Annotated in this window: 13 protein-coding genes; 5 read left to right on the top strand and 8 right to left on the bottom strand. The window is 44.6% G+C overall.

Translation table 11 applies throughout. The features are described from left to right. Positions 1–5 precede the first annotated feature (5 nt). Positions 6–1,451 carry a metalloprotease TldD gene (tldD, locus tag ELS82_RS08050; protein WP_134835038.1) on the top strand — a complete coding sequence of 482 codons (1,446 nt, stop codon included), beginning with the start codon at positions 6–8 and terminating at the stop codon, positions 1,449–1,451. A gap of 197 nt (positions 1,452–1,648) precedes the next feature. Here the strand turns inward: tldD and arcA are convergent, their stop codons facing one another. Then, complete coding sequence (arcA, locus tag ELS82_RS08045) at positions 1,649–2,869, bottom strand: arginine deiminase (protein ID WP_134835037.1); 1,221 nt, start codon at positions 2,867–2,869, stop codon at positions 1,649–1,651. A 565-nt stretch (positions 2,870–3,434) separates the two neighbouring features. Here arcA and rraB point away from each other — a divergent pair. Both rraB and ELS82_RS08035 read left to right on the top strand, forming a co-directional pair. Next, a complete protein-coding gene (gene rraB, locus ELS82_RS08040) occupies positions 3,435–3,848 on the top strand; it encodes a ribonuclease E inhibitor RraB (protein ID WP_134835036.1) in 414 nt (137 codons plus the stop codon). Between the two features lie 130 nt (positions 3,849–3,978). Further along, complete coding sequence (locus ELS82_RS08035; protein WP_134835035.1) at positions 3,979–4,779, top strand: glycosyl hydrolase 2 galactose-binding domain-containing protein; 801 nt, start codon at positions 3,979–3,981, stop codon at positions 4,777–4,779. Here the strand turns inward: ELS82_RS08035 and ELS82_RS08030 are convergent. The 5 genes from ELS82_RS08030 to argR form a co-directional block, all read right to left on the bottom strand. Then, on the bottom strand, positions 4,776–5,168 hold the full coding sequence (locus tag ELS82_RS08030; protein WP_134835034.1) for a DUF2061 domain-containing protein: 393 nt from the start codon (positions 5,166–5,168) through the stop codon (positions 4,776–4,778). The genes ELS82_RS08035 and ELS82_RS08030 overlap by 4 nt on opposite strands. Positions 5,169–5,335: 167 nt before the next feature. After that, positions 5,336–5,773, bottom strand: coding sequence for a universal stress protein (locus tag ELS82_RS08025; RefSeq protein ID WP_053437936.1), 438 nt, complete (start codon positions 5,771–5,773; stop codon positions 5,336–5,338). Between the two features lie 100 nt (positions 5,774–5,873). Continuing rightward, a complete protein-coding gene (locus ELS82_RS08020; RefSeq protein WP_134835033.1) occupies positions 5,874–8,453 on the bottom strand; it encodes a TRAP transporter permease in 2,580 nt (859 codons plus the stop codon). A 227-nt stretch (positions 8,454–8,680) separates the two neighbouring features. Next, positions 8,681–9,649 (bottom strand): TAXI family TRAP transporter solute-binding subunit, encoded by a 969-nt coding sequence (locus ELS82_RS08015; protein WP_134835032.1) that lies wholly within the window; start codon positions 9,647–9,649, stop codon positions 8,681–8,683. Positions 9,650–9,981: 332 nt separating this feature from the next. After that, positions 9,982–10,452, bottom strand: coding sequence for a transcriptional regulator ArgR (argR, locus tag ELS82_RS08010; protein WP_004415727.1), 471 nt, complete (start codon positions 10,450–10,452; stop codon positions 9,982–9,984). 331 nt (positions 10,453–10,783) lie between these two features. Between argR and mdh the strand changes: the two genes are divergently transcribed. Next, positions 10,784–11,719: a malate dehydrogenase gene (gene mdh / locus ELS82_RS08005; RefSeq protein ID WP_004415726.1), complete on the top strand. Its 936-nt coding sequence runs from the start codon at positions 10,784–10,786 to the stop codon at positions 11,717–11,719. Positions 11,720–11,816: 97 nt separating this feature from the next. Continuing rightward, positions 11,817–12,008, top strand: a complete 192-nt coding sequence (locus tag ELS82_RS08000) for a hypothetical protein (protein WP_134835031.1) — start codon at positions 11,817–11,819, stop codon at positions 12,006–12,008. Positions 12,009–12,083: 75 nt separating this feature from the next. Here ELS82_RS08000 and ELS82_RS07995 read toward each other — a convergent pair whose 3' ends face one another. Both ELS82_RS07995 and pyrI read right to left on the bottom strand, forming a co-directional pair. Further along, entirely contained in the window at positions 12,084–12,473 is a 390-nt protein-coding gene (locus ELS82_RS07995; protein WP_134835030.1) for a RidA family protein, read from the bottom strand. A 136-nt stretch (positions 12,474–12,609) separates the two neighbouring features. After that, the gene (gene pyrI / locus ELS82_RS07990; protein ID WP_134835029.1) at positions 12,610–13,071 is read right to left on the bottom strand and encodes an aspartate carbamoyltransferase regulatory subunit; all 462 of its coding nucleotides are present in this window, start codon (positions 13,069–13,071) and stop codon (positions 12,610–12,612) included. Between the last annotated feature and the right edge of the window lie 10 nt (positions 13,072–13,081).

The following is a 13,081-nucleotide window of genomic DNA, read 5'->3' as shown; positions in this document are numbered from 1 at the left end:
AAAGTATGACCATAAATCACGTAGAAGACGCGTTGCTTAAACCAGCCGGACTTAGTGAACAAGACATTGCAGATACCTTGGCAAGTATTGCCACTCGCCAGATCGACTATGCCGATATCTATTTCCAGTCAAGCTGGCATGAGTCTTTGGTATTGGAAGACAGCATCATTAAAGATGGCTCTTTTAATATTGACTGTGGCGTAGGCGTGCGAGCGGTAACCGGTGAGAAAACGGGTTTTGCATATTCAGACCAGATTCAATTAGAAGGTCTGAAGCAAAGTGCAATCGCGGCGCGTGGTATTGCTCAGCAAGGTCAAAATGGTCAAGTTCAGGCATTTAAACGTAGCGATAACCAGAGTTATTACACCGCTGCTAACCCACTAGAGTGTTGGGCTAAAGAGCAAAAAACTCAGCTGCTTAAAGAGCTAGATGCCTACATCCGCACTAAAGAGCCGTTAATTAAAGAAGTTTCGGTTAGCTTAAGCGGTGTCCATGAACAAATGCTGGTTGCAGCAACCGATGGTACCTATGCTGGCGATACTCGTCCTTTGGTTCGTCTATCAATCAGCGTGCTTGCTCAGAAAGGCGATCGCCGTGAGCGCGGCAGCTCAGGTGGCGGTGGTCGATTTGGCTATGACTTCTTCTTATCTGATAGCGATGGCGCCAAGGTTGCCTACCACTATGCAGATGAAGCGATTCGTATGGCTTTAGTTAATCTTGAAGCCGATGCAGCACCCGCAGGTATGATGCCAGTCGTACTTGGCTCTGGTTGGCCAGGAGTGCTATTGCACGAAGCGGTTGGTCATGGCTTAGAGGGTGACTTTAACCGTAAAGAGTCTTCAGTCTTTAGCGGTAAAGTGGGCCAAAAAGTCACTTCAGATCTATGTACTATTGTTGACGATGGCACTTTAAAAGACCTACGTGGCTCTTTAAACGTTGATGATGAAGGTGTAAATGGCCAGTACAACACATTGATTGAGAACGGTGTGTTAAAAGGCTATATGCAAGATAAGCTCAATGCGCGCCTTATGGGGGTAAACCCAACCGGTAATGGCCGTCGTGAATCCTACGCTCACCTGCCAATGCCACGTATGACCAATACTTACATGCTACCGGGTCAGCACACACCAGAAGAGATTATTTCCACGGTTGAGAAAGGCTTATATGCGCCAAACTTTGGTGGCGGTCAGGTTGATATCACCTCTGGTAAGTTTGTGTTCTCTGCGTCTGAAGCTTACTTGATTGAAAACGGTAAGATTACTCGTCCTGTTAAAGGGGCAACTTTGATCGGCTCTGGTATTGAAGCCATGCAGCAGGTCTCTATGGTAGGTAACGATCTTAGCCTCGACCGCGGTGTGGGCGTGTGTGGTAAAGCTGGCCAAAGCGTACCGGTTGGTGTTGGTCAGCCAACATTGAAGCTCGACTCAATCACGGTCGGTGGTACCGAATAAAAACGACTTGCCGTCTATGTCATTCCATAGAACGACGAAGGAGTGAGTAGGGAATTTCTTGAGGCTTTCTACGCGCTTGAAGAGATCCCCAACTCGCTCGTCCCTCACTCTCGGGGATGACGGCCTAATTCATTAAAAAAACAAAAAGGGTTGATGTTTACACATCAACCCCTTTTTAATTCCCGTTAAGCGTGGTGTTAAATACCGTCACGCTCTATAGGACAGCTCATACAGCGCGCACCACCACGGCCACGACCGAGTTCATTGCCTGGGATAGTCAGAACCTCGATACCTGCTTTATCGTATTTCTCATTGGTGTAGACGTTACGTTCATAGCCGATAACCACACCCGGTTTGACTGTTAATACATTATTGGCATCATTCCACTGTTCACGCTCTGCTTCGTAGCTGTCACCGCCAGTGGTAATGATCTTCAAGTAATCTAAGCCGAGTGCTTCTTCAATGGCATGAATAAAGCTCGGTACTTTTTCTACTTTCATATCGCCATCGTCTTTTGGTGATAAACGCCATGTGTTGAGATCTTTACGCATGATCTCTGGGTAGACTGAGAAAGTATCAATATCCATGTGGGTCATAACGGTATCTAAGTGCATGCATGAGCGGTGTTTTGGTAGCTCAATCGCAATCACTTCCTTGGCTTGACCATGCTTAAATAGACTTGCCGCAAGGTTTTCAACACCCTGAGCGGTTGTTCTTTCAGACATACCAACAAGCACAGCACCTTTACCAATAACCAGTACATCGCCGCCTTCAATGTTGGCGTTATCGTAATGAAGATCTTCATCACCGAAGTACTTGATAAAGTCTTGGCCAGCAAAGACAGGGTGCCAGCGGTAAATCGCGCGTAGATGATTGGTTTCGCGTTGACGAGCAGGCTTCATCATTGGGTTAAGCGATACACCACCGTATACCCAACATGACGTATCACGGGTGAATAGATGGTTTGGTAGCGGCTCAATGACAAAGTCGAGGGGCTGATGCATACGCGGTAGCATTGATGAAGACTTGATTGGTAGTTCTGAATAAGCAAGACCGCCAAGAAGAACTGTCGCTAGGTGTTCGTTATCCATATCTGATAGATAGTTGCGTAGGTCCTTGGCAAAAGTAGGGCCATAGCGGAAATCAGAAATCTGGGTATTAAGCAGCCAAGCTCGCGCCTCAGCAACTTCTAATGTTTCAACCAGTAAGTCGTGCAGTAGTAGTACTTCAACCCCTTGGCTGGTCAGTGTCTGGGCAAACTTGTCATGCTCTTCACCGGCTGCTTCGACAGCCAGTACATCATCAAATAGCAGTTCATGACAGTTTGAAGGGGTTAAGTGGGTGAGTGCTCGCTCAGGACGGTTTAATAATACTCGTCTTAATTGACCAACTTCTGAGCCTACGTACAACTTACTCATTTTGTATCCTTACAATTAATTCCAGAGCGTATTTATGACAAGTTTGTTATAAAGATGCAAGCTTGTCTGGTGGCAAAAATAACTGCCTTTTGTTTTTATTCTGGTATTTTATACTGATAATTGGCGGTAATTTATAGAATCACCAAATATGTTGTTTGGGTGTTGTATTCTCAAAGTTGCGTCTCTATGCGTTAGCTTCACGCTTTAGAAGTGCGAAGTTCTAGCAAGTTATAGCATAGCTATTCACTAATTTGCGCTTTGCTTTCGGTGGCGCATATTTTTATGCAATTACAGTCGCGTACTTGATATGCAAAGAATAGTGATAAAAACGCATAATCTTGGCTTATAGGTGCCGAAGGGTTTAAAAGAGATAATTCTGAATCGGGCACTTGATAACAAAATGTTAAATTTACCATCTTGTGAGCTTGATCAGGTTTGATCTAGCCTGCGAGGACGGATAAAGATCGCGATCAAGCCATATTCTGGGTAGTAATTTAGCTGGATCCATGCGATATTTCGTCGCTGTAAATTACGATCTATTTTGTCACTATCTGGAGCACGACTTATGTCTCACGAAGATGAATATCTATCTGTTGAAGAATTAATTGAGATTCAAAAGGAAGAGACTCGCGATATTATCCAAGCTTTGTTAGAAGATGGCAGTGAGCCAGATGCTTTATATGAGATCGAACACCACCTTTTCGCTGAAGATTTCAATACCCTAGAAAAAGCGGTAGTTGAAGCATTTAAGATGGGTTTTGAAGTTCTTGAAGCTGAAGAAACGGAAGACGAAGACGGCAAAAAACTGCTTTGTTGTGATGCGACAATGGAATCTGCGTTAAATGCAGATTCCATTGATGCACAGGTTGAAAAGCTTATCCATCTAGCAGAGAAATACGACATCATCTACGATGGTTGGGGTACTTACTACGAAGGCGAAGATGCGCTTTACCCTGAAGAAGAAGATGACGAAGAGTAATTAACAGCTTTTTGCTCGTTAAATTAGAATTGAGAATGCCAGTCCCAGTGACTGGCATTTTTGTATCTTTATCACATGGGCTGCTTTATAATCTCACAAACTTGATCTAGCTCAATTAATAAAAGGGTTTATGCAGCTTTCACTTGCTGGTCTTTGGCAGATTTCACCGCTTACGGACCTATCTATTCCACAAAATGACATCACTTTTCCTGCTCCTTTAAGCGCTAAGCTTCCTGACTCATTATCTGAGGCAGAGATTGCTGCGCAAGAGTGGCACTTGATGCATGATATTGAAGTGGACGAAGCGATGATGGCGTTTCCTGCGATCGATCTTGTGATCGGTGGGGTCGACTATCATGCTGAAGTGCGTTTGAACGGTGTCGCTGTATTTGATTGCGATGGCAGCCAAGCTGAATATAAGAAAGATATTCGCCCTTATATGCAGTTAGGTCGAAACCGCTTTGAGGTTCTGTTTCTTGAAGAAGAAGAGGAACTGTTGTTTGAAGAAGATCAGCCAGAAGTGTGCCCACTCGGCGAGCAGCAATACCAAAAGCTTGATAGCCGAATTGGGATTTGGAAAGAGCCTTACCTGCAATTTATCCGCAACATACGTTTAGAGCACATCACTACGGAGCAAATTTGGCACCACGGTGGTGGCTGTGAGTTTCTGGTCGATTTGCACTATCAGACCTATTCTCCAGGGCTTGTGTCGGCGGCCGTCAAGTTCAATGGTATGACTTACCACCTGCCAATTGATGTGCGTGATAATCACACCAGCGCACTTTTCCAAATTGAAGCGCCAATTTATGCCGATGCTGAAAAGCCGAACCTTGATGATTTATATCTGTTGGAAGTGACTTTAGATGGGCAAACCCGACGTTTACACATCGGGTTAAGTAAAGATATGTGTGTATCCCACTACCCACTTTAAGCGTGAGCACATCCCCAGTGTAGTGTGGCTTCTTGCTTACGTAGCCACACCTTTTCATGAAAGTAGTATGCAAAGGTATTGATGGTTGGCTCAATTGCCGCCATGATACCGCCAACAAATGCATCACCCGTCAATAGATACACCACACCAAAAGCAACACTAAAGTGTACAACGGCAAAGCTAGCGGTTTTCACCTTGGCAGAACGAGCCAATTTCTGAAGTGCTGTGCTTTGTTGCCAAATGCGCTCATGGAAGTAGAAAGCCACTGAGTTTACGGTCGGCTCGATCATTGCAATCAGACTACCAATCAGAATATCACCTGTTAATACATACGCGACTGTGAACGCGATAGTGAAGTGAATAGCAGCGAATGTGAGTGTCTTTTTCATAACAATAACCTAGTCGAGTAAACTTGATGTTGCTATTATTGATAATTATTCGCATTAATTGAATTGGGTTGTAGCAATAGTTTTAATAGGTGATACCTATTGATTTTCTAACTGACGAAAAAAAGGCGCATTACGCGCCTTTATTATTTGGAGTTGGTAGTCGTCAATTAGCCTTGAGGCTTAACCACCAGCACATTGATAGGGGAGTTCTGAACCACTTTGCTTGCAACCGAGCCAAGTACAACTTTATCAATTTTAGAGCGTTTGTGGCTTGGCATAACAATCAGATCCGCACCTAACTTTTCGGCAAACTCTAAGATGGTTGAGTAAGGTTTGCCTTCAGTCACATGTACCTTGTACACCACGTCATCAGCAATATGGTTTGCCGCAAACTCTTTAAGCTGCTTTTCCACATCCGCTTTCATTTTTAGCGCCGCATCTTTCGGGAAGTAAGTTGCGACCATTGACATGTGGATGCCAGGTAACACATTGAGAATGTGCACTTCAGCGTTAGAGTGTTTCGCGTGCCAAACGGCTAACTCGACCGCTTTATCTGAAAAGCCTTTGTCGTTTAAATCAACAGGAACAAGAATCTGCTTATACATCATTATTTCTCTTATTGTGCACCTTAAAGAACTCTTTAAGGGGGAGTTAATGCATCCTTAGCTTAATTGTAGCCCCACTCATCGAGTAGGGCTGATTAAGTTACGCGCTCAGCTGTTCCTTTCGAGCTCGTCTTCTCTGGTTCATTGCCAGACCAATTAGAAGAAGTAACGCTGGGACAAATACCCACTCCTTCATTGGACGGTCTGCATCGACAACCACAGAACGAATTTCCCAGTCAAAATCGACGCCTGCTGCTTCCGCAGGACTACCGAACTCGACCATATCAACCAACATACGACCATTGGCATCATTTAGCATTAGACCCATTGAGGCAATGCGTTCTTCGGCTGTTGTCGCACGGTCTTCAAAAGGCAAACGTACCGTTTTAGAAATGTAGTCGCCTTCTAGGTTTTCACCTGCTACCAATAGCTCGATCTCTTCACCGACTTTCATCTTTTCAGTAATCTGCGCGATCTCAGTACCTGGGTGCATGATCTTCGCTGGGTAGATCTCATCCCACCAGAAACCTGGGCGGAAGAAGGTAAAGGTCAACACAAGCAGTAGGACAGTTTCCCACCATTTGTTCTTAGTAAACCACCAGCCCTGCGTTGCAGCAGAGAAGATCAGCATCGCCACAATCGAAGAGAAGATCGTCAGCAACAAGTGCCAAATACTATCAATACCCATCAGCAGTAGCTGGGTGTTGAAGATAAACATAAATGGCAAGATTGCCGTTCGGATATCGTAAGTAAAACCTTGAATACCGGTTCTGATCGGATCCGATTTGGCAATCGCTGCGGCCGCAAAAGCAGCCAGGCCAACAGGCGGAGTATCATCAGCCAAAATACCGAAGTAGAACACAAATAGGTGGACTGCGATCAATGGAATGATCAAGCCACTTTGCGCACCAAGAGTCACAATTACCGGTGCCATCAGTGTTGATACAACGATGTAGTTAGCGGTTGTTGGTAGACCCATACCTAAGATCAAGCTGATCACAGCGGTAAATAGCAACATCAAGATGATGTTACCGCCAGAGATAAACTCAACAAAGTCCGTCATAACCAGACCGATACCCGTAAGCGTTACCACACCAACAACGGTACCCGCTGCTGCTGTCGCAACACCGATACCAATCATATTACGAGCACCTGAAACTAAACTTTCAGCGAGATCAACAAAACCTGCTTTAGTTTGCTCAGCAAGACTGCCTTCCTTAGAAAGAATCGCAATCAATGGACGCTGCGTGATCAAGATAAAGATCATGAACACGGTTGCCCAGAATGCGGATAGACCCGGCGAGAAACGTTCAACCGTCAAACACCAAACCAAAACAACGATTGGTAGCAAGAAGTGCAGACCCGATTTAATCGTCGGACCTGGATCAGGTACTTCAGTGAGCTCAGCATCAATCTCAATCGCGCCTTCTTTAGCGTACTTGGCTGAGATGTTTACCAGTGCGACATAAGCAACCAGTAAAGCAACAGTAACGATAGGTGTTGCTGCTTCACCAAAGACATCTTTCGTCCAGCCAACACCGTAGTAGACCGCACCGCTTAGAATACATAGGCCTAGGATAGTGCCAGTAAACGACAGTAGGCTATGAATGAACTTCGGTGTGTGACGACGAGGTAAACCAGTCATGCCGGCTTTACAGGCTTCAAGGTGAACAATGTAGATAAGTGCGATGTAAGAAATCAGAGCAGGCAGGATCGCCGCTTTGATGACTTCAACGTAAGAGATACCCACGTACTCAACCATCAAGAATGCTGCAGCACCCATGATTGGTGGAGTTAGCTGACCGTTCGTTGAAGCCGCGACTTCTACCGCACCCGCTTTAGTCCCTGGGAAGCCAACACGCTTCATCAGTGGAATGGTGAAAGTACCTGTGGTTACTACGTTAGCAATCGATGAGCCTGACACTAGGCCTGACAAGCCAGAAGCAACAACTGCTGCTTTCGCTGGACCGCCTTTCATATGGCCTAATAGCGAGAATGCCACCTTGATGAAGTAAGCACCTGCACCCGCACGTTCAAGCATGGCGCCAAACAGTACAAACAAGAATACAAATGACGTTGATACGCCTAGTGCGACACCAAATACACCTTCAGTAGTTAGCCACAGGTGAGACATCGCCTTGTTTAAGCTTGCACCTTTGTGTGCAATCACATCTGGCATATGAGGGCCGCCAAATGTGTAGAGCAAGAATACTGCCGCAACCACCATCAGTGGTGGACCTAAAGCGCGGCGTGTTGCCTCAAGTAATAGCACCATGCCTGTTACAGCAATGACAATATCAAATGAGGTTGGTGCTCCAGAGCGCCCCGCGAGTTCAGTGTAAAAAATATAAATATATGCGGCAGAGAAGGCACCAGCTAATGCCAGCAACCAGTCGATAACAGGAATGCTATCCCTTGGCGAGCTCTTCATTGCTGGGTAAGCCGTAAAGGCAAGGAATACAGCAAACATTAAATGTATAGAACGCGCTTCAGTATCGTTGAGTACGCCAAAATTAAAAATAAATGGAAGAGGGGAAGCGTACCAAAGTTGGAACAGTGACCAACATAGCGGCACAAACCATAAGATGCGACCAGACAGCCCAGAAGGAGCGCGTGCACCAGTATCGGATTGAGCCACCATTTCTTGCACATCTTGAGACGGAGTGTTTGTCTTCGACATGTACTTAATCCTTATTATAAATGGTCCGTATAATTATGGTTATGAGAACCTTTATTTAGCATCTTTTAGTGTAGTGAAAAGATGAAATATTGCTCAGTTGTGTGTTTTTCTTAGGTATAAAACGAGAAAGAGTTTCAAGAATGTGAAACCCAAAATAGAGTGTAGTGCTTTGACTACAGTGATATTAACTAAGGAGGCGCTATGCCTCCTTAGTCATCAAAGAGTGCTTACTTAAGTAGGCCGATCTCTTTGTAGTATTTCTCTGCACCTGGGTGTAGAGGGATAGAAAGACCAGCTTGAACCATGTCTTCTTTCTTCAGGTTAGCGAACGCTGGGTGTAGACGCTTAAATGTATCGAAGTTTTCGAATACAGCTTTTGCTACGTTGTACGCTACATCATCAGAAACATTCGTTGTTGTTACCATAGTTGCGGCAACACCGAAGCTGTTTACGTCTTTATCAGTACCACGGTACATGCCCGCAGGAACTGTGCTGAATGCGTAGTAAGGGTTGTTTGCAACGATTTCATCGATTTTCGCACCAGTTGCAGAAACTAGTTTCGCATCACATGAAGTTGTTGCTTCTTTGATAGAACCATTCGGGTGACCAACAACGTAAACAAATGCGTCAATCTTGTTATCACAAAGTGCTTGTGAACGCTCAGAACCTTTTAGCTCAGAAGCCAGTTTGAAGTCATCGTTAGTCCAGCCCATAGCTTCCATTACAACACCCATTGTTGCACGGTCACCAGAACCAGGGTTACCAATGTTTACACGTTTACCCTTTAGGTCAGAAACGTTTTCGATACCAGCATCGCTACGAGCGATGATGTTGAACGGTTCTGTGTGTAGAGAGAACACTGCGCGTAGCTCTTTGTATGGGCCTTGCTCAGCAAACTTACTTGTACCGTTGTAACCGTGGTACTGCCAGTCAGACTGAACGATACCGAAGTCTAGTTCGCCTGCACGGATAGTATTCACGTTGTAAATTGAACCACCAGTTGATTCTACAGAACAACGAATGTTGTGGTCTTTACGGCCTTTGTTAACTAGCTTACAAATTGCACCACCAGTTGGGTAGTAAACACCTGTTACTGAACCTGTACCGATTGTGATGAACTCTTGAGCGTTAACTGCGCCTGCGCCCATTACTGCTGCAGCAATAGCGCCAACTTTAATAAGTTTGTTCAATGCCATGAATTTCCCTTCCTTTATTCATTATTAACCCTTAGCAAGTGTAGTTGCTTTGGGCGTTTCCTCTTGCTGGAAACGGCATCTTTTTCAATCCGTATGTTGAAAAAGTGGCTGAATAATAGCAAAAAATTGGCACATAATTACACGGATGTTAAAGAATATAGGCAAAAAGCCTGAATATTAACCTAATGTATTAGGATTATTTCAAGGTTAAAGTTCTTTAAAATCATCGTGTTACGTGATGGGGTTAACTAAGGTATGATTTTTTTAAGATGTGATCTCAATCACGCCGCAAATTTGGCGGCGCAATTTGTATTTGGTTGTTTTATATGAAACTAGCCTGTGTACTCAAACAAGTCACACACCGAGTTAAACAGCTGCTCTGTGGTAATTGATAGTGTTGGAGTAATAAAGATAGTGTCATCACCGGCAACGACGCCTAAGATGCCTTCCGCTTTACCTAGTGAATCAAGTAGGCGAGCGATAAGTTGGGCAGCACCTGGTCCGGTGTGAATCACAACAAGCGCGTTGTTATGATCGATATCGAGCACTAACTCACGCAGTGAACTTGATACCGTTGGTACCCCCAGTTCAGCAGGAAGACAGTAAACCATCTCCATTTTGGCATTACGTGTACGTACCGCACCAAACTTGGTCAGCATACGAGACACTTTTGACTGGTTGATATTATCGAACCCTTCGTTTTTAAGAGCTTCCACAATATCGCCTTGGGAGCCGAAACGTTCTTCTTTAAGTAGGGCTTTAAAAGCGCGAACGAGGTTATCTTGTTTTTCTGAATGGCGCATGGTTCTCTTTCTATGTTTGTTTTATAAAAAGCAAGTGAATATTCTCGCATAGGTATGCAATATGTGCCAATGCTAAACCTAAATTCTGTCTAGCAAATCACTGTAAAACTGGCAGGATTTATTGACAGAAAACCGTTTAATTCTTTGTTATCCAAAAGGATTAAGAACATAATGGCGTAAAGGTGTGAAGCCTGATTTTGATGGCTTGCGCAAGGTCGCAAAGCTGACGTTAATCATTTGTAATCATCTTGTGATTACTATAGGTTGAACACACCGATTTCAAATCGACTTACAAAACATATATAAGAGAGTCATCTCAAGGAGAACTACGATGAAAGTAGCCGTTATTGGTGCCGCTGGTGGCATCGGTCAAGCCCTAGCCCTACTACTGAAAAACCGCCTTCCTGCAGGTTCAGATCTAGCCCTTTATGATATCGCTCCGGTTACTCCGGGTGTTGCGGCAGATCTAAGCCACATCCCAACGCCAGTATCGATCAAAGGTTACGCTGGTGAAGATCCATCTCCTGCACTAGAAGGTGCGGACGTGGTTCTAATTTCTGCAGGTGTAGCTCGTAAGCCAGGTATGGACCGCGCTGACCTATTCAACGTTAACGCAGGTATTGTGAAGTCTCTTGCTCAGAAAATCGCTGATGTTTGTCCAAAAGCACTAGTGGGTATCATCACAAACCCAGTTAACACGACTGTGCCAATTGCAGCTGAAGTTCTTAAGAAAGCAGGTGTTTATGATAAGCGTCGTCTATTTGGTGTAACGACACTAGACGTTATCCGCTCTGAAACATTTGTTGCGGATCTAAAAGACAAAGATCCAGGTGATGTTCGTGTACCAGTTATCGGTGGTCACTCAGGCGTAACTATTCTTCCGCTACTTTCTCAAGTTGAAGGTGTTGAGTTTACGGCTGAAGAAGTAGAAGCGCTAACTAAGCGTATCCAAAACGCAGGTACTGAAGTTGTTGAAGCGAAAGCGGGCGGCGGCTCTGCAACTCTATCTATGGGTCAAGCGGCATGTCGCTTTGGTCTAGCGCTAGTGAAAGCAGCACAAGGTGAAGAAGTGGTTGAGTACGCTTACGTTGAAGGCGATGGCGAGCACGCACCATTCTTTGCACAACCTGTGAAATTGGGTAAAGATGGCGTGGAAGAAGTACTAAGCTACGGTAAGCTAAGTGACTTCGAGAAGTCTGCACTAGACGGCATGCTAGAAACACTGAATGGTGATATCCAAACAGGTGTTGATTTCGTAAACAACTAATACGAAGCAGAATTGTAAAAGCCGACTTTCGAGTCGGCTTTTTTGATCCTTTTTCTTTTTCGGCTGTACACTTATTAAGTAACAGAGGAGAGGGAAGATGGATATCAGTGAACTTGAAAAAGGGATGTTGGTTGAATGTCGCCAAGGGATTGGAACCGTACTTGAAGTGGATGAGAGTGCACATGCCGTGGTGATAGAAGAGCGTATCTCGCATCAAAAGTTTGAGGTCGACGTTGAGGATTTAATGGATGATCCACAACTGCATCTTGGCTGCGATCGTTACTATTAGTAGTTGCAGTAAAAAAGTCGCGGCAATAAAAAAGCGAGCCCAAATAGCTCGCTTTTTTAATCTCAATCGCGTCGATTATTTACGAACTGCGATTGCTTCAATCTCGATACCCACATCTTTAGGTAGACGAGCAACTTCTACACATGAACGTGCAGGGTAGTTTGCTACATCGTGCTCATCAAAGAACTTACCGTAAACCTCGTTAACAGTACCGAAGTCGTTTAGGTCTTTAACGAATACTGTCATTTTTACGATATCTGTAACGGTTAGGCCAGATGCTTCAACCACAGCTTTAACGTTGTCTAGTGACTGACGTGCTTGCTCTGCGATATCTGCTGATACTTCACCAGTTGCTGGGTTTACTGGGATTTGGCCAGAAGTCAGAACCATGTTGCCTAGATCAACGCCTTGTACGTATGGGCCGATTGCTGCTGGAGCTGATTCTGTGTGAAGTACTTTAGTCATTATTATGTTCCATCTGTTTAAGGGGGAAGTATGAAAACTCAGTGTGCCGCGAATCGCGTGCTGCGTAAAGAAAAAATCCCCGCTAAACGTGCAGTGGGGATAGATTGAAATATCAGCTATAACGGCAACTTATGAACTAGCGCTCAGTAACGATTTCGCGTGAGAACACTTTTTCGCAGTATTTACATTTCAAGCGAATGTCTTCTTTCTTTTCAAACACTGTAAAGCTGCTTTCTACTGGCTCATCGTGAGTAATACAGTTGGTATTTGGGCACTCAAACACGTTATTGACTTGCTCAGGTAGTTCTAGTGGTAGCTTCTTCACTACTTCATAGTTTTCAATCTGGTTTACCGTTGCATGCGGTGCGTAGAGCGCCAGTTTGCTCGCTTGCTCTTCACTGATGAAGACGTTTTCAATCTTAAGCAGATCTTTATGGCCTAGAGCTGAAGAAGGTAAGTTAAGACCTACAGTGACGCGTTGCTCTGATTTGTGCATTGAGAACAGCTTTAGCACCTTAATACCAATTTGAGCTGGGATATGGTCGATAACGGTACCGTTTTTAATTGCTTCAACCTGCAATTGAGTTTCTTTAGACATAGTATTTCTC

This window comes from Vibrio ouci (assembly GCF_004551525.1).
In the GTDB taxonomy this organism is placed as follows: domain Bacteria; phylum Pseudomonadota; class Gammaproteobacteria; order Enterobacterales; family Vibrionaceae; genus Vibrio; species Vibrio ouci.
This window is presented reverse-complemented; position numbering and strand designations above follow the sequence as displayed.

What these genes read in the sequence shown, in the direction of transcription:
- tldD (WP_134835038.1), top strand. Translation starts at nt 6, where the DNA reads ATGACCATAAATCACGTAGAAGACGCGTTGCTTAAACCAGCCGGACTT.
- arcA (WP_134835037.1), bottom strand. Translation starts at nt 2,869, where the DNA reads ATGAGTAAGTTGTACGTAGGCTCAGAAGTTGGTCAATTAAGACGAGTA.
- rraB (WP_134835036.1), top strand. Translation starts at nt 3,435, where the DNA reads ATGTCTCACGAAGATGAATATCTATCTGTTGAAGAATTAATTGAGATT.
- ELS82_RS08035 (WP_134835035.1), top strand. Translation starts at nt 3,979, where the DNA reads ATGCAGCTTTCACTTGCTGGTCTTTGGCAGATTTCACCGCTTACGGAC.
- ELS82_RS08030 (WP_134835034.1), bottom strand. Translation starts at nt 5,168, where the DNA reads ATGAAAAAGACACTCACATTCGCTGCTATTCACTTCACTATCGCGTTC.
- ELS82_RS08025 (WP_053437936.1), bottom strand. Translation starts at nt 5,773, where the DNA reads ATGTATAAGCAGATTCTTGTTCCTGTTGATTTAAACGACAAAGGCTTT.
- ELS82_RS08020 (WP_134835033.1), bottom strand. Translation starts at nt 8,453, where the DNA reads ATGTCGAAGACAAACACTCCGTCTCAAGATGTGCAAGAAATGGTGGCT.
- ELS82_RS08015 (WP_134835032.1), bottom strand. Translation starts at nt 9,649, where the DNA reads ATGGCATTGAACAAACTTATTAAAGTTGGCGCTATTGCTGCAGCAGTA.
- argR (WP_004415727.1), bottom strand. Translation starts at nt 10,452, where the DNA reads ATGCGCCATTCAGAAAAACAAGATAACCTCGTTCGCGCTTTTAAAGCC.
- mdh (WP_004415726.1), top strand. Translation starts at nt 10,784, where the DNA reads ATGAAAGTAGCCGTTATTGGTGCCGCTGGTGGCATCGGTCAAGCCCTA.
- ELS82_RS08000 (WP_134835031.1), top strand. Translation starts at nt 11,817, where the DNA reads ATGGATATCAGTGAACTTGAAAAAGGGATGTTGGTTGAATGTCGCCAA.
- ELS82_RS07995 (WP_134835030.1), bottom strand. Translation starts at nt 12,473, where the DNA reads ATGACTAAAGTACTTCACACAGAATCAGCTCCAGCAGCAATCGGCCCA.
- pyrI (WP_134835029.1), bottom strand. Translation starts at nt 13,071, where the DNA reads ATGTCTAAAGAAACTCAATTGCAGGTTGAAGCAATTAAAAACGGTACC.